This is a genomic window from Candidatus Paceibacterota bacterium (assembly GCA_041663045.1).
In the GTDB taxonomy this organism is placed as follows: Bacteria; Patescibacteriota; Minisyncoccia; order Phycocordibacterales; family GWA1-40-21; genus Bog-1340.
This window is the reverse complement of the sequence record JBAZRH010000001.1, coordinates 1-23,669: the sequence shown is the minus strand read 5'-3', so window position 1 is coordinate 23,669 and position 23,669 is coordinate 1. Positions and strand designations below refer to the sequence as shown.

Annotated in this window: 25 protein-coding genes, 2 tRNA genes and 1 rRNA gene; 9 read left to right on the top strand and 19 right to left on the bottom strand. The window is 36.6% G+C overall.

Translation table 11 applies throughout. The annotated features are described in order from the left end of the window. Positions 1–161 precede the first annotated feature (161 nt). From WC631_00140 to WC631_00125, 4 genes are read left to right on the top strand one after another with little or no spacing between them, the layout of a single operon-like run. Complete coding sequence (locus WC631_00140; protein MFA6226883.1) at positions 162–1,442, top strand: flippase; 1,281 nt, start codon at positions 162–164, stop codon at positions 1,440–1,442. Then, on the top strand, positions 1,433–2,326 hold the full coding sequence (locus WC631_00135; GenBank protein ID MFA6226882.1) for a hypothetical protein: 894 nt from the start codon (positions 1,433–1,435) through the stop codon (positions 2,324–2,326). Before WC631_00140 ends, WC631_00135 begins: the two co-directional genes overlap by 10 nt. Next, complete coding sequence (locus tag WC631_00130; protein ID MFA6226881.1) at positions 2,313–3,209, top strand: alpha-1,2-fucosyltransferase; 897 nt, start codon at positions 2,313–2,315, stop codon at positions 3,207–3,209. Before WC631_00135 ends, WC631_00130 begins: the two co-directional genes overlap by 14 nt. After that, complete coding sequence (locus WC631_00125) at positions 3,196–4,119, top strand: class I SAM-dependent methyltransferase (GenBank protein ID MFA6226880.1); 924 nt, start codon at positions 3,196–3,198, stop codon at positions 4,117–4,119. The genes WC631_00130 and WC631_00125 overlap by 14 nt, the downstream gene beginning before the upstream one ends. A gap of 19 nt (positions 4,120–4,138) precedes the next feature. On the opposite strand, the gene WC631_00120 is transcribed toward WC631_00125, so the two are convergent. Genes WC631_00120 through WC631_00110 form a run of 3 tightly spaced genes read right to left on the bottom strand, consistent with a single transcriptional unit; the run spans position 4,139 to position 7,819 of the window. Beyond that, positions 4,139–5,836, bottom strand: a complete 1,698-nt coding sequence (locus tag WC631_00120) for a class I SAM-dependent methyltransferase (protein ID MFA6226879.1) — start codon at positions 5,834–5,836, stop codon at positions 4,139–4,141. 26 nt (positions 5,837–5,862) lie between these two features. Continuing rightward, the gene (locus WC631_00115; protein MFA6226878.1) at positions 5,863–6,885 is read right to left on the bottom strand and encodes an aminotransferase class V-fold PLP-dependent enzyme; all 1,023 of its coding nucleotides are present in this window, start codon (positions 6,883–6,885) and stop codon (positions 5,863–5,865) included. Positions 6,886–6,898: 13 nt separating this feature from the next. Next, on the bottom strand, positions 6,899–7,819 hold the full coding sequence (locus WC631_00110; GenBank protein ID MFA6226877.1) for a GDP-mannose 4,6-dehydratase: 921 nt from the start codon (positions 7,817–7,819) through the stop codon (positions 6,899–6,901). A gap of 42 nt (positions 7,820–7,861) precedes the next feature. On the opposite strand from WC631_00110, the gene WC631_00105 reads away from it, so the two are divergent. The 5 genes from WC631_00105 to WC631_00085 are packed head-to-tail and all read left to right on the top strand — an operon-like array spanning position 7,862 to position 11,877. Beyond that, entirely contained in the window at positions 7,862–8,539 is a 678-nt protein-coding gene (locus WC631_00105) for a hypothetical protein (GenBank protein ID MFA6226876.1), read from the top strand. After that, positions 8,539–9,471 carry a hypothetical protein gene (locus tag WC631_00100; protein MFA6226875.1) on the top strand — a complete coding sequence of 311 codons (933 nt, stop codon included), beginning with the start codon at positions 8,539–8,541 and terminating at the stop codon, positions 9,469–9,471. The genes WC631_00105 and WC631_00100 overlap by 1 nt, the downstream gene beginning before the upstream one ends. Before the next feature lie 27 nt (positions 9,472–9,498). Further along, positions 9,499–10,272: a class I SAM-dependent methyltransferase gene (locus tag WC631_00095; GenBank protein MFA6226874.1), complete on the top strand. Its 774-nt coding sequence runs from the start codon at positions 9,499–9,501 to the stop codon at positions 10,270–10,272. Beyond that, on the top strand, positions 10,259–11,116 hold the full coding sequence (locus WC631_00090) for an alpha-1,2-fucosyltransferase (GenBank protein ID MFA6226873.1): 858 nt from the start codon (positions 10,259–10,261) through the stop codon (positions 11,114–11,116). Before WC631_00095 ends, WC631_00090 begins: the two co-directional genes overlap by 14 nt. Positions 11,117–11,118: 2 nt before the next feature. After that, positions 11,119–11,877, top strand: a complete 759-nt coding sequence (locus tag WC631_00085) for a glycosyltransferase family 2 protein (protein ID MFA6226872.1) — start codon at positions 11,119–11,121, stop codon at positions 11,875–11,877. Here the strand turns inward: WC631_00085 and WC631_00080 are convergent. The 16 genes from WC631_00080 to WC631_00005 form a co-directional block, all read right to left on the bottom strand. Beyond that, a complete protein-coding gene (locus tag WC631_00080) occupies positions 11,869–12,012 on the bottom strand; it encodes a hypothetical protein (protein ID MFA6226871.1) in 144 nt (47 codons plus the stop codon). The genes WC631_00085 and WC631_00080 overlap by 9 nt on opposite strands. A gap of 4 nt (positions 12,013–12,016) precedes the next feature. Continuing rightward, positions 12,017–13,939: a type IV secretion system DNA-binding domain-containing protein gene (locus tag WC631_00075; GenBank protein ID MFA6226870.1), complete on the bottom strand. Its 1,923-nt coding sequence runs from the start codon at positions 13,937–13,939 to the stop codon at positions 12,017–12,019. A gap of 33 nt (positions 13,940–13,972) precedes the next feature. Beyond that, positions 13,973–15,175, bottom strand: coding sequence for a putative glycoside hydrolase (locus WC631_00070; GenBank protein ID MFA6226869.1), 1,203 nt, complete (start codon positions 15,173–15,175; stop codon positions 13,973–13,975). Then, entirely contained in the window at positions 15,168–15,416 is a 249-nt protein-coding gene (locus WC631_00065) for a hypothetical protein (GenBank protein ID MFA6226868.1), read from the bottom strand. The genes WC631_00070 and WC631_00065 overlap by 8 nt, the downstream gene beginning before the upstream one ends. A 99-nt stretch (positions 15,417–15,515) precedes the next feature. Further along, positions 15,516–16,208 (bottom strand): 16S rRNA (cytidine(1402)-2'-O)-methyltransferase, encoded by a 693-nt coding sequence (gene rsmI / locus WC631_00060; protein MFA6226867.1) that lies wholly within the window; start codon positions 16,206–16,208, stop codon positions 15,516–15,518. Positions 16,209–16,253: 45 nt separating this feature from the next. Beyond that, complete coding sequence (locus tag WC631_00055; protein ID MFA6226866.1) at positions 16,254–16,502, bottom strand: hypothetical protein; 249 nt, start codon at positions 16,500–16,502, stop codon at positions 16,254–16,256. 22 nt (positions 16,503–16,524) lie between these two features. Further along, positions 16,525–17,271, bottom strand: a complete 747-nt coding sequence (locus tag WC631_00050) for a phosphotransferase (GenBank protein MFA6226865.1) — start codon at positions 17,269–17,271, stop codon at positions 16,525–16,527. Next, positions 17,268–18,578 carry a UDP-N-acetylmuramate--L-alanine ligase gene (gene murC, locus WC631_00045; protein ID MFA6226864.1) on the bottom strand — a complete coding sequence of 437 codons (1,311 nt, stop codon included), beginning with the start codon at positions 18,576–18,578 and terminating at the stop codon, positions 17,268–17,270. The genes WC631_00050 and murC overlap by 4 nt, the downstream gene beginning before the upstream one ends. A gap of 136 nt (positions 18,579–18,714) precedes the next feature. Further along, positions 18,715–19,623, bottom strand: a complete 909-nt coding sequence (locus WC631_00040; protein MFA6226863.1) for a hypothetical protein — start codon at positions 19,621–19,623, stop codon at positions 18,715–18,717. A gap of 212 nt (positions 19,624–19,835) precedes the next feature. Next, positions 19,836–21,173, bottom strand: a complete 1,338-nt coding sequence (gene murD / locus WC631_00035; protein MFA6226862.1) for a UDP-N-acetylmuramoyl-L-alanine--D-glutamate ligase — start codon at positions 21,171–21,173, stop codon at positions 19,836–19,838. A gap of 44 nt (positions 21,174–21,217) precedes the next feature. After that, positions 21,218–21,301, bottom strand: a tRNA-Leu gene (locus tag WC631_00030). Positions 21,302–21,545: 244 nt separating this feature from the next. Continuing rightward, positions 21,546–21,619: transfer RNA gene (locus WC631_00025), tRNA-Ile, on the bottom strand. A gap of 173 nt (positions 21,620–21,792) precedes the next feature. Continuing rightward, on the bottom strand, positions 21,793–21,990 hold the full coding sequence (locus WC631_00020; protein MFA6226861.1) for a hypothetical protein: 198 nt from the start codon (positions 21,988–21,990) through the stop codon (positions 21,793–21,795). Positions 21,991–22,109: 119 nt separating this feature from the next. Further along, positions 22,110–22,346, bottom strand: coding sequence for a hypothetical protein (locus WC631_00015; GenBank protein ID MFA6226860.1), 237 nt, complete (start codon positions 22,344–22,346; stop codon positions 22,110–22,112). A 2-nt stretch (positions 22,347–22,348) separates the two neighbouring features. Further along, positions 22,349–22,633 carry a hypothetical protein gene (locus tag WC631_00010; protein MFA6226859.1) on the bottom strand — a complete coding sequence of 95 codons (285 nt, stop codon included), beginning with the start codon at positions 22,631–22,633 and terminating at the stop codon, positions 22,349–22,351. A 320-nt stretch (positions 22,634–22,953) separates the two neighbouring features. Next, positions 22,954–23,669 (bottom strand): 16S ribosomal RNA (locus WC631_00005); the annotation flags it as partial.

Below are 23,669 nucleotides of genomic sequence, written 5' to 3'. Positions count from 1 at the left end.
ACTATTCTAATGATACACTATAATAAATTACCTGCCACATTAAGCTTACCAACGTTTGTCCGTATTTTATAACAGGACAAGTATTTTTATTATTAATAAAAAATAAATTTTCGCAAGTGGCATTATAGCACAAAAATGGTAATATTTACCTAATCAAATTTATGCAGACTCTTTCTTGGAATTACATAGTAGAGAAATGGAAACACGTTGGATTTCAGAAATATTTCAAAAATATGAGCTGGATGTTTCTAGCAAAAATAGGAAGTATGGCTGTCTCCCTTTTAGCCACTATCTATATCGCAAGACATTTGGGTCCAACAAACTATGGAGAGTTAAGCTATGCAGTTAGTTTTGTGTCCATATTCTCTTTTATCGCCGTCCTTGGAATCGATCAGGTACTATACAGAGATTTAATTCAATATCCAGAAAAAAGGAATTTATACATGGGTTCAGCTTTGGGGCTTAGGTTGGGAGCATCTATCCTAGCTATAATCCTCTGCTCGACATTTGCTCTGTGGTTTTCTCCTAAAGATGTCTCCTTATTTCTAATATTTTTACTAAGTATTAGTTTCATTTTCAATTCTTTTAATATAATTAGTAATGAATTTCAAGCAAACGTTCAATCAAAATATCCTTCACTCCTATCTTTATATGTAACAATAATTCTGAACATATTAAAGATATTAGTTTTGGTCTTTGGAAAAGGAGTTATATATCTGGCATTTGTTCTACTTTTAGAATCAATCTTTTATGCTGTCGGGCTTCTATACTATCGAACAAAACTCTATAAAATGATTTCAGAGTGGTCCTTTAGTAAAGAAGTGGCAAAGAAAATACTTCATGATTCTTGGCCACTCATCTTTTCATCTGCCTTTGCTTTAATATATTCTAGAATTGACCAGATTATGATAAAAAATATGATGGATGCAAAATCCGTCGGTCTATATGATGCCGCAGTTAGACTATCTGAAGTCTGGTATCTCGTGCCAAATATAATAGTCTCTTCGATGTTTCCGGCGATTATAAATGCCAAGAAAATATCTGAAGAAATTTATTATAGGAGAATTAAAAAGCTGGGTCTGATATTATTAATTCTTTCTATAATAATTGCCATACCGACTACACTACTAGCTGAATTAATAATAAAGATAATCTTCGGTCCGGCATTTATCGGAGCAGTATTGATACTTCAAATATATATTTGGAGTAATATTTCCACATCTTTAAATATGCTTGCCAACTATTATCTTGTGGCAGAAAATTACAAAAAGACTCTATTTTTCTCATCCTTTCTTGGTATGTCAATAAATGTCATACTAAATATATTCCTCATACCAAAATATGGTATGGCAGGAGCAGCATTCGCTACTTTTATATCATATTCAATCCCTTTTGCTTTTATCTTTACGACTTCTAAAATTAAAAAAATCTTATGCTATTAGAATTAAAAACAAAAGTAAGGAGATATTTAAACAAAGCGTTAAAAACACAAAGACCAACCAGTTATCCATATATATCCGGAGATTCTTTTCGTAATCTAGCGCAACATATTTTCGATGAATCGATGGACTTTGACCCTAAAGATGTAAGCAGGGGTGACATTATTTTTGTAAGGACAAACTTCCTAAAAGAATTTTCATCAAAGATTAATCCCCTGATTGATAATCCGTACATACTTATCTCCCACAATGAAGATATGGGTGTAAGTGAAGAGATGAAATCACTGGCAGATGATAACAAGGTAATACACTGGTTTGCAGAAAACTTATTGTTTGAGCACAAAAAGATAACTCCGATACCAATAGGAATCGATAGCCGTATTGGCGATAAGAAAAACATAATTATAAATTCTATTAAAAAATATTCTGATGAAAAAAACAAAATCACCAGACTGTTTTACAGTTTCTGGGTTAGGACAAACTTTAAAAAAAGAATACCTATATTAGAGGAAGTAAAAAAAATAAATCTTGCTGATACCTTATCAGAAATCGAAAAAGAGACTATTTCAAAAGAAGACTATTTAAAAAAGATATCAAAATATAAATTCATCATATCACCCCCAGGAAATGGGCTCGATTGTCATAGAACATGGGAAACCATATATCTTAAATCTATACCGATAGTTGAAGCCTCTATACCAACTGAATATTGGAAAAGTATCGGAATACCGCTTATGGTGATTGAAAAATGGGATAAATTAAAAGATGTGACAGAAAAGGAATTCGAACAAATCTTCGTTGAACTATCTTCTAAGACAGCCTGTCCTGCGCTACGGATGGATTACTGGGTAGAACAGATAAGAAAATATAAAGATGATTATTGTTAGACTTTCTGGAGGTTTGGGAAATCAAATGTTCCAATATGCTTTCGGTAAAAGTGTCTCCATTAAAACTGGACGAAAATTAAAGTTTGATATAAGTTTTTTCGATAAACAAAATCACAGAAAATTGGAGATAATAAATTATCTGACTAATATAGATACTGCTACAAAAGATGAGATCATTAATACGCTATTTCCCAGAAATATATTACTGAAGAAAATAGCTTCTATTTTTAAAGGTGTTTGGAGGTTTTCTAATAACTATATCCAAGAGGTAAAATCTTTCGCTTTTGAGAAAAATGTCTTCGAGATCAATAGAAGTTTATATTTTGACGGCTACTGGCAAAACCTCAATTATTTTGATGATATCAGAGATATACTTTTAAAGGAATTCCAGCCAAAAGAAACGCTTGATGACTATTCCCTATCCATTGAGCAAAAGATGTCTCTAGGGGAGTCTGTTTCAATTCACGTAAGAGCTGGTGATTATTTAAAAATACCTGAAGTCAGAGATATCTGTAATGGTGAATACTACTCGAAAGCGGTGTCTATAATCAAAGAAAAAATAATGAGTCCAAACTTTTTTGTATTTTGTGAAGATGAAGACTATGCAAAAAAAATACTACCAAAAGACCTTAAATATACTGTGATTCATTCAAATATTAATAAACCATTTATAGATTTGTTATTAATGTCGAAAAGCAGAAATAACATTATTGCCAATAGTTCATTTAGTTGGTGGGGTGCTTGGCTTAATCAAAATCAAGGGAAGACTGTTGTCTGTCCGAAGGTTTGGCATAATAAACACAAGGAAGCAGATATTACTCCTGTAGATTGGATTAAAATAGAATCTGGATTTTTAAGTAATAGAAAATATGGAAAGATATAATAAAGACAAGATGACGGTAAACTCCAAGGAGTATGATGACTTACTTAAAAAAGAGATAGAAATCTGGAGTAGGTATAAAGGTTCAGAAGATGGAAGCGGTTTTAAAGAGAGAAAAGAGTCGGCCCCTTACCAAACTTATAGAAGAGGCACGACTGAACTCATGTTGGAATATATTAGGAAATGTGGAAATAATATAAGTGTTTTGGAATTAGGAAGCGCTGATGGCTGGTTAACCAATGAAATTATAAATCTAAGTGGAGTAAAAGACATAACCTCAATAGATATATCATTAAATGATAATTTAGAGAAAAGATACAACCATAAAAGCATAGTATTACGGGGAGATTTGAATAAAATAGACAGAATCAAATTCTATCAAAAATTTGATTGTATAATCACTCAAGGCACCTTACACCACTTGGTAGATCCGCTTAATACCTTAAGATACTGTATTGATAATCTACTAAAAGAAAAGGGGGTTATTATAATCAATGACACCTGGGTTCATCAAGCTATACAATTAAAAACAAACGCCTTCCTATATTCAATCCTAAACAGACTACCTCATGCAATATTTAAATTAAATATCAAAGAATTATTAAAAATACTATTCTATAGAATTCCATGTATTTTATTCAGTATGAAATTCGCAGAATCAGTTGCTCATTCTCACAATACCTCCCCGTTTGAATCTATATCTTCTGCAGACGATTATAAAGAGTTGTATGACAGAAAAGATTTAGAGATATTATACTTCAGAAACTTTGCTGCATTACCGGGATTGCAAAACAGTTGGAGTAAGTCGCCAAGAATAATAAAAGACGTGGTTCAAAAGATGGATGATTTCTTAATTGAGAAGGGGTGGTTCGTTGGAGATTTACATATCTGTATACTAAAGAAAATAAACTAAAAAAGATCTATCAATAAAATCAAGATATGGTCACCACTTTGTAAACAGGATTATTCCATGCTGGATTGCCCTTATCCATAAAATCGATCTTTGAATAATCTCTGTCTTTTATGCGGTAATTTATCCAATCTGCAAAATAAGGACGATCTTGGCACACAATTCCGGCTAAAGCATCTATGCCGGCTCCGACATCTATAAAGACGGCATCACTATAAGTCTGTAAAAGAGGGATAAGAGCGACTTTACTACTTCCCGCTCCGACTAAAAATATCTTTGCTTTACTCTTACTAACCTTTTCAGACATCGACTTAGCCAATGCCTCTACATTATTAGCCGCGCCTTTTTGCGGGACAGGAATATAATCACAAAAGGATTCTATTCCTATATATTCGCAATACGCTTTTCTACTAGCTAGTTCTTTTATAAGCTCCAATTTCTCGTCACCAGCAATTATACCTATTTCATCTTTGAAATTATTAAAAAGCCATTTCGTCGTGACGAGAGCATAGACAGATTCGCAGGATGGAGTATCGCCTAGGGTAAGCCTGAAGGCTTTTCTAAAATAGTCATAACCCCTCTTGAAAGAATACAGCCAGACAGAGATTATAGGTAGAATATTAAGAAAAGTAAGATATCTTGATATTAGATTTAAACCGTATCTTATCTTCTTATTATTTAATAAATGAAATCCCCTCTTAAAAATCTTACCAAGAATCTTTACGGGTAACTCTGTCATTATAAAACTCCTCCATGAGGTAATCGTTCCTGGTCCAAGATTAAAGGTAATGACATCATTATGCCAAAATGAAGACCTAAACAAGTCTATATTTATATCTTCATAAGCAATAGTAAGCGCCCTTCTTCCAGGACTAGCACTTCCTATAGGTATTTTTTTTAAGAAAAAATAATCACCATCACTTGCACGTAAAATACTAAGTTTTATTCTATTTGCAACACAATATCTGATCTTGTCGGTAAGCTCTTTTAATTCGAATTGCAATGTCTTACTTCCATAAGAAGAGAATCTGTTTGGTGACAAGTCTTTCTTATGGGATTCATTATTTGTATTAATACCCTGAATAAAGTATCGCGACTTAATAGGGAAAAAGACAATCTTCTTAAATACCATAATATTGTCTGCCCACCACATATGTCCAATTCCATCGAGTGATAATCTTAAAATATTTATAATCTTATCTGTAGCTTCCTCCCAATATCCAAATCCTTTAAGCTTAAGCTTCGATATTACATATTTTCTGGAATGCGGATTAACATGTTGATTATTACTGGTAGAGTTGATCTTAACATTAGACCATGTCAATATAATTATATCTTTAGACGCTTTGGTTATATTTTCTATCAATACGTCCTCCACCTTCGGCGGAAGGTGCTCACCAACTTCTGAACAATTAACAATACTATATTGTTTTCCAAAACTGTATGGTAAGCCCAAATCGGCCTTTTTAATATTTTCGCGAATGGATTCGTCTGCGTGCTTTTTCGCCCATTCAAAATAATCTAATCCTAAAATATCGATATGTGGATACTTTCTATGCAAAACTTCGATCAAACAGCCATTATTACAACCAAGGTCTATAAAACTATCGACGATCGTCCAATCAAATACCGCTTCTAATGCTTGAAGATATGCTTTGTATGGCGCTGTATGGCGAACATATTCTTGTTCCCCATATTCTTTTTCGATTTCCGTCTTCATCTTTTAGATAATATATAATTAAGAGATTATTGAAGTAAAGAAACTATCTTTTTCGCTTGCTTAACTGAAACAGCGTGGTGCATAGGAATAAAAAAATAATTATCTTCTATAGAATCCATAACTGGAAGTTTTTGTCTGCCTCCGAAAAGAGTATACTTATCATTACGATAATGATGTTGACCCGTCTCAAAACCGTGTTCCTTAAGCCTCTTTGATAAAGAAGCGTAATCACGACCAAGCACAGCAGTCATCCAGATATGACTGTTCAGCCCAGCTTCTGAATAAATATTCATAAGCTTTTTTCTGTGATTAATAACTTTATCAATAACAGATAGGTTCCCAAGACCGATTGCTGCTGTGATATCATTCATATGATATTTATATCCCGCTTCAGTAAGATCTATATCACCTTTTTTCTGTTTCTCGTCTCTATCATAACCAAACCATCTAAGTCTGCGAGCTTTTTTATAATCTTCATCACTCTTACAAATAAGAAACCCTCCATCACCACTAGAAAGTGTTTTAATCGCCTGCAGAGAAACACAAGCGAAATCTGCTTTACCCCAAAAATCACTCCCAACGGCTTGAGCTGCATCTTCGATTAACTTTATTGAGCGAGCCCGACAAAATTCTATTAATTCTTTAAGTCCCCTATTGTTCCCGCCGAAATGAACAAATACGATAGCTTTGGTATTCGGAGTAACTTTATTTTTCACGTCTTCAATATTAATGTTTAAATCTTTGTCTATATCAGCAAAGACAATTTTCGCTCCGCGACGAATGAGAGGTATATTGGTTGCTGTGCATGTAAATACTGTTGTAATTACTTCGTCCCCTTTCTCAATCTTAGCTAATTCGTAAGCAAGCTCTAACGCTGTAGTACCGGAGTTAACAGCTACAACATTCTTAAGTCCGAATTTTTCGGAAAATTCCTTTTCGAATCTCTTTACTTGTGGACCCTCCGCTAGCTGATCAGAGAGCAAAACACGCACCACGTTTACAATAGCTCTCCATGAAACAAACGGCTTAAAAAGTTTTACTTTTTTCATAATTAATGATTTATTACTTATCTAATAAATATTCCTTTAAACCTTGCTTAAATGTATAAAGTGGTTTCCAACCTAATCTCTTCAACCTCGTCGCATTCATTTGATATTTTAAGTCCATGCCTTCCCTATGACTTGGATGGGTTAAGCATTTCTTACCAGTAATTTCCTCGGCTTTTTCTATCAACTCTTGCACGGTATAACCATTATTCAATGTCACATTGAATACTCTGTTTCCCTTATCTGAATTCAGTATCAAATCAATTACAGGTGGTATATTTTTTACATAAATATATTCTCTGTACCCTGTCCCTCCATCATGCAATGGTATAGAATATTTTCCATCTAAACTTTCCTTTATTGCTGGTAATATTTTTCTTTTATCCTGTCTTGGCCCAAAAACGTTACAAAACCTGGTTTCAGAGGTTTTATCAAAAAGTTCTTTAAAAGAGTTGTCATAGGCGATCCTTAACAATGATCCAACTGCCTTTGAACAAGAATACGGATTCTTCGGAAAGATTATTTCTGTTTCTTTCTTTTTATGCCCACACTCTCCATATATCTCATCGGTAGACACATACAACAACCTAACTAAATTGGGGAGTTTTTTACTAGCTTCAAACACATGTAAATTACCCAATATATTACTGCTCATGGTTTTAAAAGAGTTTTTAATAGAGAAATCTACATCTGATATCGCTGCAGCATGTAAAACATACTCGGGACTTTCTTTTAAAATAATATTTATGATGTTATGATCAGAGACATCCATTTTATAATACTTAAATGTCCCATTTATTATTTCTGGATGCGAACCGTCTGACTCATTGTCAATCACAACAACGTTCCAGTCTTTATTGACAAAGTACTCAGTAACATGCGAAAATATAAAGCCAAGACCACCAGTTATTAAAATTTTAGGGTTATTCTTAATCATTTTTTCATTATATACCAAAATAATCTTCTTAACAAGAATCATATGAAAACAGCTATAATTCTACCAACCGCGTTTATTACAACAACAAACAGCAACACTGATAGTAAAAACCGTATTGATCAATATGCTGGGGGCTTAGAGCAAATGATTGTCTTAGCTAGGAAACACCCAATGGATTTTGATTTTTATTTGGTAGATAGCACACTGGCAGATCCTTCCGTAATCGATGATAAAATCAAAAATGTTTTATCCAAAATACCAAATTTAAAGACTTGTTTTTTTCTAAATAATGAGGCGGGAAGAAAAAATAAAGGTGCAGGACTGATAATACAGTGGCAAAAAATATTATCAGTAATTGGTGAAAGATATAAATACATAATTAGTTTTGAGCCAAGGCAGAAATTGGAGAATTTCATTTTTTTCGAAAGATTCCTTAGCGACCCTAATAATTACTTTAGAGTTGAAAGAGTCCTAGTAAGAAAATACAAAATATTTACTTTTAGATTAGTTCAAATTATGACTGGGTTAGTAGCAATAGAAAGTCTTGAATTAAAAAAATATGTTGATAATGTATCTATAAAATGGATGTTGATGATGAAAATCAGCATTGAGAGAGATTTATATAAGTTTATTATAAATAATAGACTTTCGTATAAAGAAGTTCCATATTTAAATGTAATATGGCACGATTCATTTAATGATAAATTAATAAGAATCTAATGATTTCTATTTATACTAGAACTAATAACATATTTTCTAAGGAGTATCTTAAGTGGCTCGTTAGAAAGATAATCAATAAAAAAAGCGGTCCTGAAGCTGTTCTTGAAAGCCTCATTCGAGGTTTAAATAAATCACAAATAGATTATGAGATAAACCCGAAGATTCCTAAATTCGAGTCAGTTCACGTGCTTAGTGGTGTAAAAGCCCTTAAAGATACAATAAAACTTAAAAGCAACGGAGTGATCAAAAGAATTATTGCTGGACCGAACCTGATAATAAGCCCAAATGACCAGGATGGGATACTTCTAGACAAAAATATTGACACTATACTAGTCCCCTCACAATGGGTTGCTGACTTCTATAGCCAAAATATGACAAAAGAACAGTCAGCAAAAATATCAATATGGCCGGCCGGAACCGATATTCCAATATCGCAAGATACGCCTATAATAAGAGATAATATCTTACTTTTTATAAAAAATGTAGATTTAGAACTTGCGAATGCGGTTCAGAATTATCTACAAACAAAAAAATATAAGTTTGAAATAATCAGGTATAGTAATTATAAACAAGCAGAGTATTTTTCATTACTAAATAAGAGTAAACTAATGATCTATCTGCAAATAGTTGAAAGTCAGGGCATAGCACTACAGGAAGCCTGGGCCAAGAACGTCCCAACCTTAGTATTGGAGAGGAAATCCTATACTTACCCTGATGGAAAAATCGCTTACGGACAAATATCTGCACCATATCTTACAAATGAAAGTGGCCAATTCTTCAAGGATTTTAATGATTTTAAGATTAAAATAGAAGAAATGATGAAGAACCTTGGCTCCTATTCCCCAAGAGGATATTGCCAAAAAAGCTTATCAGACGAGGCCTCTACTAAAAGATATCTTGAAATAATCAGAGAATTACGAAATAGCATATAATTTGTGCTAAAATAGATATTACATATCATGAAAAAGATATTAAAAAATATTTTACGTTTTCTTAATATAATAGTCATTAAACCAAATGATTCGGAATTAATTGAGAAGTTGAAAGAGACTTTTACACACAATGAGAGAAGTTTTGTCTATTCTGGAATTAAACGTCTAGTCGATTGCTTGTATTGTCATGCCTCCCCTGGAGTAATTGAAACGATTTCAATAGAATTATCAGACATTCTTAGGGCAAAAAAAACAAGCGGTAATAAAATTCTAAATATGGGTGGCGGAACAGGCCAAGTTTCATCTATTTATAAAAGTCTAGGATTTGATGTATATAATCTTGATATTGATCTGCCTACATCGGATAGTAAAAATATTAAATTTGATTTAAATCAGACAATACCTATTCCATTTCCGAATAAAACGTTTGACGTAGTTATTTGCCAAGAAATTATCGAGCATGTTGAAAATCCATGGAAAATGGTTCGCGAGGCAAAAAAACTCTTAAAAGATGATGGTATTTTAATTATTACAACACCCAACATTGTCTCCTTGCAAAGCAGACTCATGTTCTTCTTTAGAGGATATTTTAAATGGTTCACTCCTGACTGTTTTGATTATCATATTAACCCAATCCCGTATTGGGAAATAAATTTAATTGCCAATAGATGCGGTTTGAATAGGCTTCTTACTAAAGGAAGCGGTGATTATTATATGTGCAGAGACAACAATAAACAGGAAAAACTTTTAAGGGACAATGAAAGTCTAATCTTTTTCTTTAAGAGAGATGATAATAACTAAGATAAAAGGTGGCCTGGGTAATCAATTATTCCAATATGCTTTTGGGAGGTATATTTCCATCAATCAAAAAGATATCTTGAAACTGGATACTGATAGCGAGACCTCCGGCAAAGATACGGTCAGAGAATTTACCCTAAATAATTTTAATATAAATGCCGAGATTGCTACTCCTAGTGAAATACTAAAGGTTAAATATCCTTTGGGTATATTCTCAAAATTCATCAGAATATTTAAATCCAAGATATTAAGGATTCATAATATTGGATATATACCAAATATCTTAAATGCCAGTGAAAAATATTTTGATGGTTTTTGGCAAAGTTACAAATATTTGGAGCCTATAAAAAATGAACTGCTTAAAGAGATTACACTTAAACAAACGATAGAGGCTAAATATTCTGCCCTACTGACACAGATCCGCAATACAAATTCCGTATCAATACATATTCGCCGTGGCGATTATGTAAACGACCAAAGAACAAAATCTGCTCACTTTACCTTTGGCTTAGAATATTATGAAAAGGCAATACAAATAATTAAAGAAAAGATACAAGATCCAATCTTTTTTGTATTTTCCGACGATATAGAGTGGGCCAAAGAAAATATAAAGACAAACTCCACTACCACTTTTATTATCAAACCAACTATCGTAGAAAAAGACGAAGAGGAGATAATCCTTATGAGCCTCTGCAAACACAACATCATCGCCAACTCTTCTTTTTCTTGGTGGGGCGCATGGCTGAATCAAAATCCGGGAAAAATTGTCATTGCACCAAAGAAATGGAATAATAGATATCAAAAAGAATATAAGGATTTACTTCCACCAGACTGGATAAAAATATAATTATGCCCAGAATATCAGTAATAATTTGCACATATAACAGAGAGAAATTTATAGAGAGAGCAATAAGAAGCGCTCTCGCACAGAGTTTTTCTGACTTTGAGATCATTGTCATGGATGATGCGTCTTCGGACAATACAGAAAAAATAGTAAGGGATTTGATACAAGACAATGCAAAGATAAAATATTTCAAAAACGACACAAATCTCGGAATATCAAAAAATAGAAATAAAGCTCTTAATACAGCCCAAGGTAAATATATAGCCATACTAGATAGTGATGATTTTTGGATTGATAATAACAAACTACGAAAACAAGTTGATTTTCTAGAAAATAATCTAGATTATATTTTAATTGGTTCAAATATAAAAATAATAGACGAAAAAGAAAATTTTATAAAAAATACTGATTTTGAAACAGAAGATGTTGAAATAAGAAAAAAAATATTAAAATCTAATCAAATCCCCCACTCTAGTGTGATGTATAAAAAAGATACTGTAGAAAAGATTAATGGTTATAATGAGAGGTTATCTTGTGATGAAGATTTGGATTTATTTTTAAGATTGGGACGATTTGGTAAAATGAAAAATCTAAAAGATATTACCACTTCTTACACCAAACACTCTCAAAGTTTCTCTCAAGAAAGAAAAATAGATATGGCATGGAATCACTTAACAATAGTATTAAAGAATTTTGGGAAATATCCAAATTGGTTTACTGCTATGTTTTGGGCAAAATTGAGACTTCTAAAGAGTTTACTCTAAGATCTTAAAATCATCTGCGGAAAGATTCGTGTCAGACTGTTCGTTTTTTTTCATACCTTGCCTGCGGGCAAGAATTGCTGATACAGAGCAGAGTACTATAAATAAAAATAAGATTAAAATCCATTTATCTATCATTAGATTATTCTACTCCGAGAACTTTCTTAAGCTCTTCGGCGGATGGTTTGTGGATGGATTCTGATTTTGGAGATGGAGTAGTGGGTACGCCAGAACTTTTTTCTCTCTCCGACACGCCCTTTTCTGCTTTCTTATCCGTATGTAAAGTATTACTTTTCAGAGCTTGCTGAAGCGCCAACTGCAAAGCCGATAGATTTTCTCTACTCATTATCTTCCCGTCTTTTTTGACAATATTTTTATTATTCTCCACTACCGGATTCCTATTCATAGCCTGCTCAACCTTTTTCTCCTGTGCAATTATTTGGGGAGCCACAGCTTTGAGTGGAACAAAGTCGTCACTTATATCTTTATCAAAAATCTCTACTCTAGTAGGCTTTGTTTCTGACTTCTTCGTTTGCGTATCTCGTCTTATAACTTCGTCTTTGGGTTGCTCAACGACTTCAGGATTCACTACTGGCATCACAACGGGTCGAGCTTGAGTCGGTCGCTGTTTATAATTATCATTTGAGTAACTTTTTTCTCTACTAGTATTCGCCCCACCATTAAATCCAAAAGGGTTAGGGGGTGCATTAAAAGATCTTGGTTGTTGAGGTATCTTCCCAACTTTTTCCTGTTTCTTTTGCCATTCTGTTGGACCCTTTCCTTCCTCATGCCAATTATTGATAGCCTGCTCCACACCAGCTCTTGGTTGTGCAAATTGTCTTCTGGAGCTTTCTACAATCTCTGACTTGTATGAGATAACGGGTTCGGGAATTGGTGGTAATGAAGATGCCGAAAATGGCACAGAGCTTACCCCGTCTATCATGAGTTTTAAATACATCTGAAAGATACCAAGGTTTACAAGATCTTCTGCTGTAAACTGAGGAGCAAATTCTTTTTCAAGGACTTCTGCATCTATAGCACCCACTCTAAAGGTTATAAATGTTCCGACGTTTCCAAAGACGGCGGCCCGTACTTCATCTGACATTTGTTCAATGTATTGATGAGCAATAGTAAGATTGAGTTTATATTTCCTTGCCTCTGAAAGAATGTCTGCAAAAGATTCGTTAGCAAAAGACTGAAATTCATCTACATAAAGATAAAAATTTGGTAATAGTTTAAGTTTTTTCTCCGGCACATCTGCACGAGACATGGCTGCAAGATAGATCTTCGTAATAAGCATCGAGCCGAGAAGATTCGCATTCGCCTCCCCCACTTTTCCTTTGGAAAGGTTTATAATTAAAATCTTCTTCTCATCCATCATCTTTCGAATATCGATGGTGGATTTAGGTTGACCGACGATATTTCTTATCAATGGGTTTGAAGTAAATTGACCAACCTTATTCTGAATAGCGGGAGTGGCTTCAGCAGCAAATTTATCTGTATACTTTGCAAACTCATCAACCCAAAAAGATTTGACCGAGGGATCTTTTACATTATCCACCACTTTCTTTCTATATTCTTTATCTGCAAGCATTCTGTTTACACCAAGAAGTGTTGCGTCTGGATATTCAATAAGTGCAAGAAGGGTGTTTGTAAGAATATACTCCATCCTAGCAGACCAAGCGTCCACCCAAATCTTCTTGAATGTACTCATCAGCCCAGAAACTACCAAGTGTCGTTTATCATAACCGACATCTTCAAGCACATTGAAAGATATCGGATAATTAGTATCAAAGGGAGCAAAGTAAACAATATCTTTTATTCTCTCTGGAGGAATATAATCAAGCAGAAGCTCAGCTGTTTTACCATGCGGATCCATAAAAGCCATACCCTCGCCGTTTTTCAAATCCTGAATTGCCATATTTTCAAGTAAAGTAGACTTACCCATACCTGTTTTACCTATAACATAAACATGACGAGTTCTGTCTTTCGCTTTAATGCCAAATTTAACACGTTTGCTTCTAGAATCTGTCTCTCCAAAATATGTGATTCTTTCAGGATCCATTTGATAAAATTATACCATTTTTTAAAAACAAAACTATATTGAAATTGTACTTGAGGCCATGGCATCTTTTTCAGAGAATCCTTTCGGCCAGAGAGCCTTCACTGTGTAGGTATTGCCAGCGTCCCAAAGCATCCATGAATCCAAACCTACATCATATGTAGCTTTTATCTGTGCACGGATCATTCCCGGCGTATAAGTAGCACCGAGATCGAAATCCTGAAGCCACGGGCGAAGCTTATAAGGAGTGGTGCTTGCTAAATTTGCTCTTTCAACAGCAGATTTCATAGAATAACTGACAACTTCATAAGGATGCTCGGCCGGATTTGTAAAATTCAAAAATGTCGGGGGATAATGCGACGGATAAACCATAGGCGCAACATAGTCAAAATACAATAAAGCATCCTCAAGAAGTTGCCCAATATTTAAATCATCTTTGTTCGTCGTCGTCATACCAAATAAGTCTGCAGAAATCGGGACATTGAGTGGCTTAAATACAGAAGAAATATAAACAAAGAAGTCTTTCATCACTTCTGCTTTCGGTCTTCCATCACTAAAAGTGTAAGCAATATTTTTCATATCCCCATCCGAAGGAAATCTTATATAATCAAAGTTCAATTCATCAAAACCAATACTATAGGCTTCCCTACCAAGTGTTGAAATATAACTCCAAACTTCTTTTGATCCTGCATCAAGCCAGCTTACACCCTTGTGGTCTTTCCATATTGCACCGTCTGTCTTTCTTTTTACAGCAAGGTCTGGCCTTTTACTTACAAGATATTTATCTTGAAATGTAGAAATTCTCGCTATTACATAAACACCGCTTCTATGAAGCTCTGATATAAAAATCTTCAGATCATCTACTTGGCAGCCTTGGCCTTTGTTGTCTTTAGGACTATTTTCTTTAAAGAGCGGATTATCAGATTTAAAAGTAATAGTACCGGTATAATCTTTTATATCTATAACTATTGCATTTATCTCTGTAGTTTCAGCAATTATTTTCAGTTTTTCACGAAAGCTTGGAGTACCGGCGACACAAGCCGTCATGTAAATAGCCTTTAGGGGTTTGGGAGTGTTCATGTGAATTACAATATCTGTCGATGTAGAGGTATTTGTAGTCAATTCTCTATTTTCAGATATTATTGGAAATAGTGTTGGAAGAAGAAAATAAAAAACAACAACGACCAAAATAGTAAAAAGAAAAAATATAAATCTTTTGCTCTTTGCTACTTTAGCCATTTATTTTATCTTCACTAGATTTTTGATCTGGAGAATTCTGAGAAAATGTATCAGTCTTTATATGATCATTGTGAAGAGACCTCAAAACCTCATGTAATTCTCTTCTGATAAGTAAAGAGAGTCCTGTGACAATAAGGCCACCGAATATATAAGTGAAATCCTTTACTGTCTTAGGGAAGCCAGTAAACGGAACGATCGCAATAATGATACCAAGAATAAATATTGATGAAATTTTTATCATATCTTTGTGATTAATTACTAGTAATATAACATAGACCAGCTAGATAGCAAAATAATAACAGGGTTGATTTTCTCGGGATCCTGGCAAAAATCAACCCTGTTATTTAGCTGAAACCATTACTACAAATTCTCCCCTCACTTTGTCGGGATTATCGGCAAAATATTTAAGAATTTCTTCGGCTGTGCCTGATACGATTTGTTCAAAAACTTTTGTAAGCTCCCGAGCGACGACAATCTTCCTACTACTTGGCTCTGGCAGAGCCAAGTGATCTTTAAGCGATTCAAGTGCTTTCAGAATCCTATGGGGAGATTCATAAAAGACGACGGTCCTCTCTGCAGAGGCTATTTCTTTAAAAAGAGTTTCTCTACCTTTTTTATGTGGCAGAAATCCAAGAAAAGCAAATTCAGAAGCAGGAAGACCGGAAATCGAAAGTGCGGATACAAGCGCCGAGGGACCTGGTATAGCAATTATTTCTATTTCGGAAAACGCTGCGCGAATCTTTGAAATAAGCATTGAGCCAGGGTCAGAAATGGTCGGTGTTCCGGCATCAGAGACAAGAGCAAGTGTTTTGCCCTCAGCTATCATTTCCAAAATCTTATCCACCTTTGAGAGCTTACTTTGAGAATGATAACTCATTGTCGGCTTATTTATACTGTATTTATTCAAAAGATTTATTGTCACTCTAGTATCTTCACAAAGCACTAAATCGACTTCATTCAAAATCCTCACCGCTCTGTATGAGATGTCCTCTAGATTTCCTATTGGCGTTCCGATTACATAAAATTTATTCATAAAGAGATAAAATAAAAGAGGCTAAACGCAGATGCGAGAAGCCTCTTATCGAACAAGCTGAACGACCCAGAAAGTCTTTTCATGACTTTTGATCGGAGAAAGGACGGTTGCACCTTTGGCAACAGCCATATCACGATTTTCTTTTGTCATGATAAACATTCCTGTTTTTCCGGGGATCTGAATCTCATTAAGACCTGCAACAAGCATTTCCTGCAAAGAAAGGTCTATCTGGGCCTCAAAACTCCGTGCAAAACCCCTTTCCACTTTCATTGTCCCCTCCTGTTGTTTATTCATATTTTCCATATCGTATACTATATTATTTATTATGATTTGTCAACCACTCTCTCATCTCTGCTCTTAATTTTTTCACAGATACCGGATCTTTCGGATACATAATAACACCGCCATCCGGTTTTCGATCCCTATAGATTTCATTATCGTCGTCTCCCCACACACTTACCGTTGTACCGAAATCAATGACACAAGGATTGCCTTCTTCATCTATCATTACATTCCCCTTATGGAGGTCTCTGTGGAAAATATGTCTTTCGTTCATCTCTGTCACAAAATCTGATATTTTTTTGAAAAAAGATTCAAAATCAAATTTATCCGGTAAGGGCTTTATACCTTTGAATACATCTTCGAGACTCGCGCCTTTTATTTTCTCCATAAAGAAAAACTCAACTACACTCTCTTTGAGATTATCATCTGCTTCCGGTCTCATTCTAACCCAAACATATGGTTGAGGAACTTTTACACCGGAGCGACCTATTCCAGACATTTTGTCTTGCATTTCAACTTCTGAAGTCAAAGATTGACTTTGTATCACAGATTCGTCTCTTTCTGTTTTCAAGATTTTCACACAACAATTAAATATATGGCCAATCTCGAAGACTTTTGCAAGCCTCCCTTCTCCGAGCTTGCTTTCTATCGCTTCAGGATTAGATTCTTTGAGTAGATTTAAAACCATAGAAAGAAGAAGTCCCTCATGATCATCAACCATGCTTTCAAAATGTTTTTTCTCCGGCGATTCAAAGACTATTTTTTCCGTGCTTGATTTCATTTTATTATTTCTTCACCAATCTTATAAGCTTCACCAGCTCCCATTGTAATCAAAATATCGCCTTTTTTCAACTTATTTATTAATTCTTTTTCTATATCTTCAAAACTGGTAAAAGATTGAGCGGTTTTCTTATTTTTATTTATTTCTTCAGCCAAGATTTCAGAAGATATGGTCGGGTCAAAAGCTTCACGCGCAGGATATATCGGGGCAAGTAAGATCTCATCCGCATCTGAAAAAGCTTTTCCGAAATCTCTCAAAAGTAATTTTGTCCTTGAAAAAAGATGTGGTTGAAATACAACTACGATTTTCTGTTTAGGAAACATCTCTCTCGCTCCTTTCAGTGTTGCTTTTATCTCCGTGGGGTGGTGCGCATAATCTTCATAAACAATAACACCACTCTTTGTCTCCCCTTTATATTCAAATCTTCTCCAAGTACCGACAAAACCTTCCAAGGATTTCTCCGCTTTCTTTTTATCAATCCCCAGCAAATGTGCCACAGCGAGAGCGACACTTGCATCTTTTTTATTATGCTCACCCGGCACCTTCAGCCTCAATTTATCCGCCTTAAAATCCGCCCAATTTACGATTTTTGCTGATATGCCAGCAGTCGCCCCGCTTATATTTTTGTCTTTAATATTACAAATCACAAAACCTTTTTCTGGAGCTTTCTTTGCGAATTTATTAAAAGCTGATTGTATATCTTTTATATCTTTATAATAGTCTAAATGATCGTTATCTATATTTGTAATAGCTACGATAGTGGGCTCTATGTTTAAAAACGATCTCTTATATTCACAAGCCTCTACTACAAAATATTTGCTTCTGCCCGCAATAAAATTCGTAGCAAAACCAGATTTCTCATCTGATTTTATAAGTGAACCGACTATCACGGTAGGATCAAGTCCTGCGTCTATCAAGACTTTCGCAATCATAGCGGTCGTAGTCGTCTTACCGTGCGTACCAGAAACAGCGATAGTAAATTTGTCTTTTGAAATTTCGTGAAGTGCTTCGGCGTAAGTAAGCATTTTTATTTTTCTCTTTCCGGCTTCAATAAATTCTGGATTTTCTTTTGAAATTGCGACTGTATAGATTACCAAGTCAGTATCCTTCGGTAAATTTTCTGTATTGTGTCCAATTTTAATTTCCGCACCAAGCTTCTTTAGTGAATCTATGATTTCAGAACCAGAGGCATCCGAACCGCTAACTTTTTTGCCGTCTGCAAGCATCATCCTTGCTATAGCAGAGATACCGATACCACCGATACCAATAAAATGGATATTTTTTGATGTGTTTAAAATACTCCTCATATATAAAAATATTCTAGCATAAATAAAAAGATAAAGGCGGGATTTTCGCTCCGCGAAAATCCCGCCAATAAAAAAACCGGTAGCAAAGAAGGTTTTGAAACTTCTTGCTACCGGGTTGCCTACACTCTTTTCGGAATTAGGCTGCTACAACTACCTGCGGCTTCGGCTCGGATTTCGAGAAGGCCTGCTGATACTTCTTGAGGACTTCATCGTATTCGTGTGCCGGGGCCCAACCGAACGCTTCACTTTTGTCACCGACTCGATTGCGTTCGTACACAATATTCATCCCGCGGGATATACCCTTGGGATGTCTCTCCTTGACCTTTTCGGCAAAACGAATGCCATTTTGATCAAAAGTGAGATGACGACGGGTACCGAGGTAGATGGTACAGGACTCATTTCCCTTCACCACACCTCCTTGCACGAATTTCACCATGCCACCGCAGTCGCCGACGAGCTCGATGACCGTGCCACCCTCAATCTTAGTGGTCTTCTTCGCCCGCGCCTCACGTTCCTTTTCGCGAATTTCTTCGACATCCGCGAGAGTGAGTGTCGGACGAATTGCCCCGCTCTTGTCCCTACCGAACTCGTCGAGTTTCTGACCCAGACAAGTCTGTGGGTTAAGGCTATACCACTCGCCATGGGAATCCTTCCTGGTCGGGTCGAAGAGCCAGAGGCCACCACAAAGCGGATAAATCCGCTCCTGATGTTCCATGAAGCTTCCACCGTAGAGGAACATATCCTCGAGGACGGCTTTGCTTTCGGAGATCAACATGAGCGCATCGTCATCAATGATGGCAAAACGCACAGGCTGAAATTCCTCGCCGCAAATTCCGCACTTGGCCTTCGAACCATCCTTGCCGACCAAAACACTCAGGTCGGATTGCGTCAGTGGCCGGCCAAGGGCCATGGTCACTTCAGCGAGTGCGGATAGGGGCAACATATTGCGGGGACGTGTCCGTTTGCCTTCGTCGAGAACCACGTGATTGTTGTACCATGTCCACGCACCACTATCCATTACAACGAACTTTTCTTGCTTTTCCATCTTTCACTCTCCGTTTGCCTGCATTTCCTATCAACATTCCCCATAGCGCATGCCATGATTCGAATATTGATATTCAATTATAAGTCTAGCACAATATAACTATAAAGTCAAGTAATAAATATCACTTATAACCAAGGTCGTAAAAATATAGCTAGAAAAGGGCTATTCTTGACATTCGCCCAAAACAGCCCCTTTTTGTCTATTCAGATTTCCTATTTCAAGGCTTTAATTAGCCGTACAAATTGTTCTCCCCTATCAAATTCGTTGGTAAACATACCGAGGGAGGCAAAAGCCGGACTGAATAGCAAAATATCCCCTTTTTTCGCCCCTTTTAAGGCCTCTAAAAGCCCTTCCTTGAGGCTTTTTACCACTACCCCGTCTATCTTACCTCCCAGTTTTTCCGTGCCTGTTCCGGCCAATAAAATCACTTTTTTGCAGTATTTTGGCACCTCATTTATAAATCCCGACATATCAAGATTTTTATCCGCTCCACCCATTATTAAGATAATATTCTTCTGCTTCAAATCCCCTAGCGATTTTAGAGCAACGATTGTCGCATCGGGTGTTGTAGCAGTCGTGTCATTATAAATTTTCACACCTCTGTATTCTCGCAAAAATTCTTGCCTCCCTTCTACACCAGAGAACTTTTCTACCGCTTTTTTTATTTTATTCATCGGTACATCAAGAATTTCTGCGACCTTCACAGCACAAGAAATATTTTCAAGGTTATGCTCGCCTTTTATTTTCAGCTTCCAGTCTTTGGAGACATTCTCTTTGCCGACAATAATCTTCTGACTTTCTACCCTGCCGATTCTCTTAGCAATTTTTTCTCCACATATTAGAAAATCTTCTTTCTTTTGATTTAAATATACTTGCGCCTTATCACTAAAATATTTCTGCTCCGCTTCTTTTTCATCTTTACTGCCTTTTAAATAATAGTTCAGATGGTCAGACATCAGATTTGTGAAGACAGAAATATGCGGACTCTTTCCGATATCGCCAAAACCGTGTAAACACCAAGAGTCTAGTTCTAATACAACAAGGTCGCCCTCCCGAATATCTTTTAGTAGAGATAAAGTAGACTTACCCTTCACATTTCCACCTAGATGAACTTTCCTACCAAAAACAGATTTTGATATTTCATAGATCAAGCAAGTGGTGGTGGTCTTCCCTCTAGTACCTGTCACTCCGACGACTTTTATATTTTCTGCATATTCCATAAATAATGACTCACTTTCGTGAATTGGAATATTATTTTTTTTAGCCTCTGCCAGATATGGGGAATCTACTGGCACATTCCCAGGCTGAAGTATGAAATCGGCTTTTTTAAAATCTTCTAAATCATGGTGACCTAAAACATATTTAATATTCTTGAATTTAGAAAGCTTTTTAAGCGATGGTGCAAGTTCTGATTTTGATTTCAAATCAGTGATAGTTAACTCTGCGCCACAGCCAGCCAAAAAGATAGCGTCATTAAGCGCCCCGCCCAATAACCCCAAACCCATTATCACCACCTTTTTATCTTTAAAATATTCTTTGTAATTTTTCATAGTTTACTTTGTGGGCGCGGGGAGACTTGAACCTCCAAATAATGTGCCGCGGGGGAGACTTGAACTCCCATTCTCTTGCGAGAACTACGACCTGAACGTAGCGCGTCTGCCAATTTCGCCACCGCGGCACTAAAAATCATCACGGTCACAACTCTCATTTTGCCGTCGCAAAATTCGGTCGCGACCCCGACTCATAAAATTATTTGCTAATAATTTTATTCCGTCTTTTGTTAGCTTTTTAATAAGCTAACAAACCTGTCGCGTATGCGTCTGCCAATTTCGCCACGCGCCCATAAAGTAAATATTACATTAGTATGGGTAAAATTCAAAGGCGGTTTTGCTTCGCAAAACCGCCTTTGAATTTTAAAAATGTGGGCGTACCAAGACTCGAACTTGGGACCTCGTCATTATCAGTGACGCGCTCTAACCACCTGAGCTATACGCCCACTTTGAATACCAAATGAATTTTAAAGGACCTCGTCTTATTAGGACAATCCGAGATTCGCAAGGATTGTCCGCTCAACCACCTGAGCTATACGCCCACGCAGGGCATCATCCTTTCACGAGAAAATATAGCAGAAAAAATGAATTAATACAATAAAAAGCCGACCTCCATAGGTCAGCTTTTGTGATACATTATTGCCATCACTATGATTGCGAAGATGACGATTGCGAGCAGAAGACTCAATATGGTCACAATCGTATACTCCACAATCTTTAGCGCTCTCGCGATAAACTCTGCTGGCAGTCGCAAAAGTTCATAGGCAATGAGTGCGACGGCATTTGTCTTCTCCTCGATCCAATCTCTTATAGACATTTGTCCTCCTCTTTCTTAAATGAGCCCCGAGGAATACTAGCACAAAAGAGACTTCTGACAAAAAGAAAACTGGCAGTGAGCAACGAATGCTCAATGCCAGTTTGCGACTTTAGCTCATTTCATTTTGGACCAAAGATGATCCAGAATGCTCCAACAATCAAGGCAGACGCGATCAGCATCGCGATTGCCTTGATGGCTTTGGCGGAACGACCGTGAGGTCGACCGCGTGGGATCATCAGATCTGGTTTCGGCACGACCGTGATCTTTCCATTTCCGTTCATCTCTTTCTCCTTTTTTGATTTTTTGAACAAAAAATTGAGGCTGCGGTTTTCGGCTCCGCCGAAAACCGCAGCCACTTTTATGCGAGTCCTACCAACCAAAGTGGCCAATGCCACCAAAGATTCAGATTCTGGTTGAAGACTTCACCGGTGAGTCCAGCCTGCGGGAGCGAAAAAATAATCGCCCCGAAAGTCCAGATCACCGCCACCGTACCGACACCTTCTCCGATCATTTTCAGACCGAACAGGGTTTGCTCCATGCGCGGATGTCGAGCCCAGAAAATCTGCCGTTTTACCGACTTGATTTCCTGTTCGACACTACCTTGCGCCAGCCAATTTTCAAATAACTTAAGAGCGATATTCATATCACCCTCCTTTCAACTGTTAATCTTATCATACTATGATATAAAAGTCAAGCACTTTTGTGAACAGCAAAAAACAGCCATTTCTGGCTGTTTTTTACTTCTTTTACTACTTGCCCCGTGAAATTTGATTTGTTATTTCACTGGGGTTATATTGTTCTTTCTTTTGTTCCGTTCCCTATCTACAATTAAGCAGATTGGTGTAGTCTTTCCCACTGTCTAGTGCATTTAAAGTTTGCACAAACCTTTCGATGCTCAATTGAGGCACCGAAAACCGACCGATCAGCATTGAGTCTATCCGAAGATAGTCAATAGCGTGTTCGATTTGAAAAATTCCACGAGCAGCTTCCGCTACCCGTGCCTTGTTACGACTTACTCCCTGTTACCAAACTTACCGTAGACCGCGACTAGCGCGGGTTTCGGGTATTTCTGGCTCCCTTGAGTTGACGGGCGGTGAGTACAAGACTTGAGAACGTATTCACCTCGGTATAGCTGACCCGAGATTACTAGCGAATCCAACTTCATGAAGTCGAGTTGCAGACTTCAATCCGAACTGAGGACGCTTTTCTAACGATTGGCTCAGAATTACTTCGTCGCATCGCGTTGTAGCGTCCATTGTATCACGTGTGTAGCCCAGGATATCAAAGGGCCATGCTGACCTGGCGTCATCCTCGCCTTCCTCCCAGCTTCTTGCTAGTGAGCCTTGGGCTCATGAGCAAAAAGCTGGGCAGTCTCGTCTGACATATATAACAGACAACGAGGGTTGCGTTCGTTACCCCACTTAAGGGAACAATTCAAACCACGAACTGACGACGGCCATGCAGCACCTGTCTAGCTGTCCTTGTGAGACGACAAATATTTCTACCTGTCTTCAGCTAGATTTCCAATCCTGGTAAGGTTCTTCGTTTACCATCGAATTAAACCACATGATCCTCCGCTTGTGCAAGTCCCCGTCTATTCCTTTGAGTTTTAGCCTTGCGGCCGTACTACCCAGGCGGTTCTCTTAACGCGTTAGCTGTGACTCTCAGAGGGTCGATAC

Coding starts and splice junctions, on each gene's coding strand:
- WC631_00140 (MFA6226883.1), top strand. CDS start 162: ATGCAGACTCTTTCTTGGAATTACATAGTAGAGAAATGGAAACACGTT.
- WC631_00135 (MFA6226882.1), top strand. CDS start 1,433: ATGCTATTAGAATTAAAAACAAAAGTAAGGAGATATTTAAACAAAGCG.
- WC631_00130 (MFA6226881.1), top strand. CDS start 2,313: ATGATTATTGTTAGACTTTCTGGAGGTTTGGGAAATCAAATGTTCCAA.
- WC631_00125 (MFA6226880.1), top strand. CDS start 3,196: ATGGAAAGATATAATAAAGACAAGATGACGGTAAACTCCAAGGAGTAT.
- WC631_00120 (MFA6226879.1), bottom strand. CDS start 5,836: ATGAAGACGGAAATCGAAAAAGAATATGGGGAACAAGAATATGTTCGC.
- WC631_00115 (MFA6226878.1), bottom strand. CDS start 6,885: ATGAAAAAAGTAAAACTTTTTAAGCCGTTTGTTTCATGGAGAGCTATT.
- WC631_00110 (MFA6226877.1), bottom strand. CDS start 7,819: ATGATTAAGAATAACCCTAAAATTTTAATAACTGGTGGTCTTGGCTTT.
- WC631_00105 (MFA6226876.1), top strand. CDS start 7,862: ATGAAAACAGCTATAATTCTACCAACCGCGTTTATTACAACAACAAAC.
- WC631_00100 (MFA6226875.1), top strand. CDS start 8,539: ATGATTTCTATTTATACTAGAACTAATAACATATTTTCTAAGGAGTAT.
- WC631_00095 (MFA6226874.1), top strand. CDS start 9,499: ATGAAAAAGATATTAAAAAATATTTTACGTTTTCTTAATATAATAGTC.
- WC631_00090 (MFA6226873.1), top strand. CDS start 10,259: ATGATAATAACTAAGATAAAAGGTGGCCTGGGTAATCAATTATTCCAA.
- WC631_00085 (MFA6226872.1), top strand. CDS start 11,119: ATGCCCAGAATATCAGTAATAATTTGCACATATAACAGAGAGAAATTT.
- WC631_00080 (MFA6226871.1), bottom strand. CDS start 12,012: ATGATAGATAAATGGATTTTAATCTTATTTTTATTTATAGTACTCTGC.
- WC631_00075 (MFA6226870.1), bottom strand. CDS start 13,939: ATGGATCCTGAAAGAATCACATATTTTGGAGAGACAGATTCTAGAAGC.
- WC631_00070 (MFA6226869.1), bottom strand. CDS start 15,175: ATGGCTAAAGTAGCAAAGAGCAAAAGATTTATATTTTTTCTTTTTACT.
- WC631_00065 (MFA6226868.1), bottom strand. CDS start 15,416: ATGATAAAAATTTCATCAATATTTATTCTTGGTATCATTATTGCGATC.
- rsmI (MFA6226867.1), bottom strand. CDS start 16,208: ATGAATAAATTTTATGTAATCGGAACGCCAATAGGAAATCTAGAGGAC.
- WC631_00055 (MFA6226866.1), bottom strand. CDS start 16,502: ATGAATAAACAACAGGAGGGGACAATGAAAGTGGAAAGGGGTTTTGCA.
- WC631_00050 (MFA6226865.1), bottom strand. CDS start 17,271: ATGAAATCAAGCACGGAAAAAATAGTCTTTGAATCGCCGGAGAAAAAA.
- murC (MFA6226864.1), bottom strand. CDS start 18,578: ATGAGGAGTATTTTAAACACATCAAAAAATATCCATTTTATTGGTATC.
- WC631_00040 (MFA6226863.1), bottom strand. CDS start 19,623: ATGGAAAAGCAAGAAAAGTTCGTTGTAATGGATAGTGGTGCGTGGACA.
- murD (MFA6226862.1), bottom strand. CDS start 21,173: ATGAAAAATTACAAAGAATATTTTAAAGATAAAAAGGTGGTGATAATG.
- WC631_00020 (MFA6226861.1), bottom strand. CDS start 21,990: ATGTCTATAAGAGATTGGATCGAGGAGAAGACAAATGCCGTCGCACTC.
- WC631_00010 (MFA6226859.1), bottom strand. CDS start 22,633: ATGAATATCGCTCTTAAGTTATTTGAAAATTGGCTGGCGCAAGGTAGT.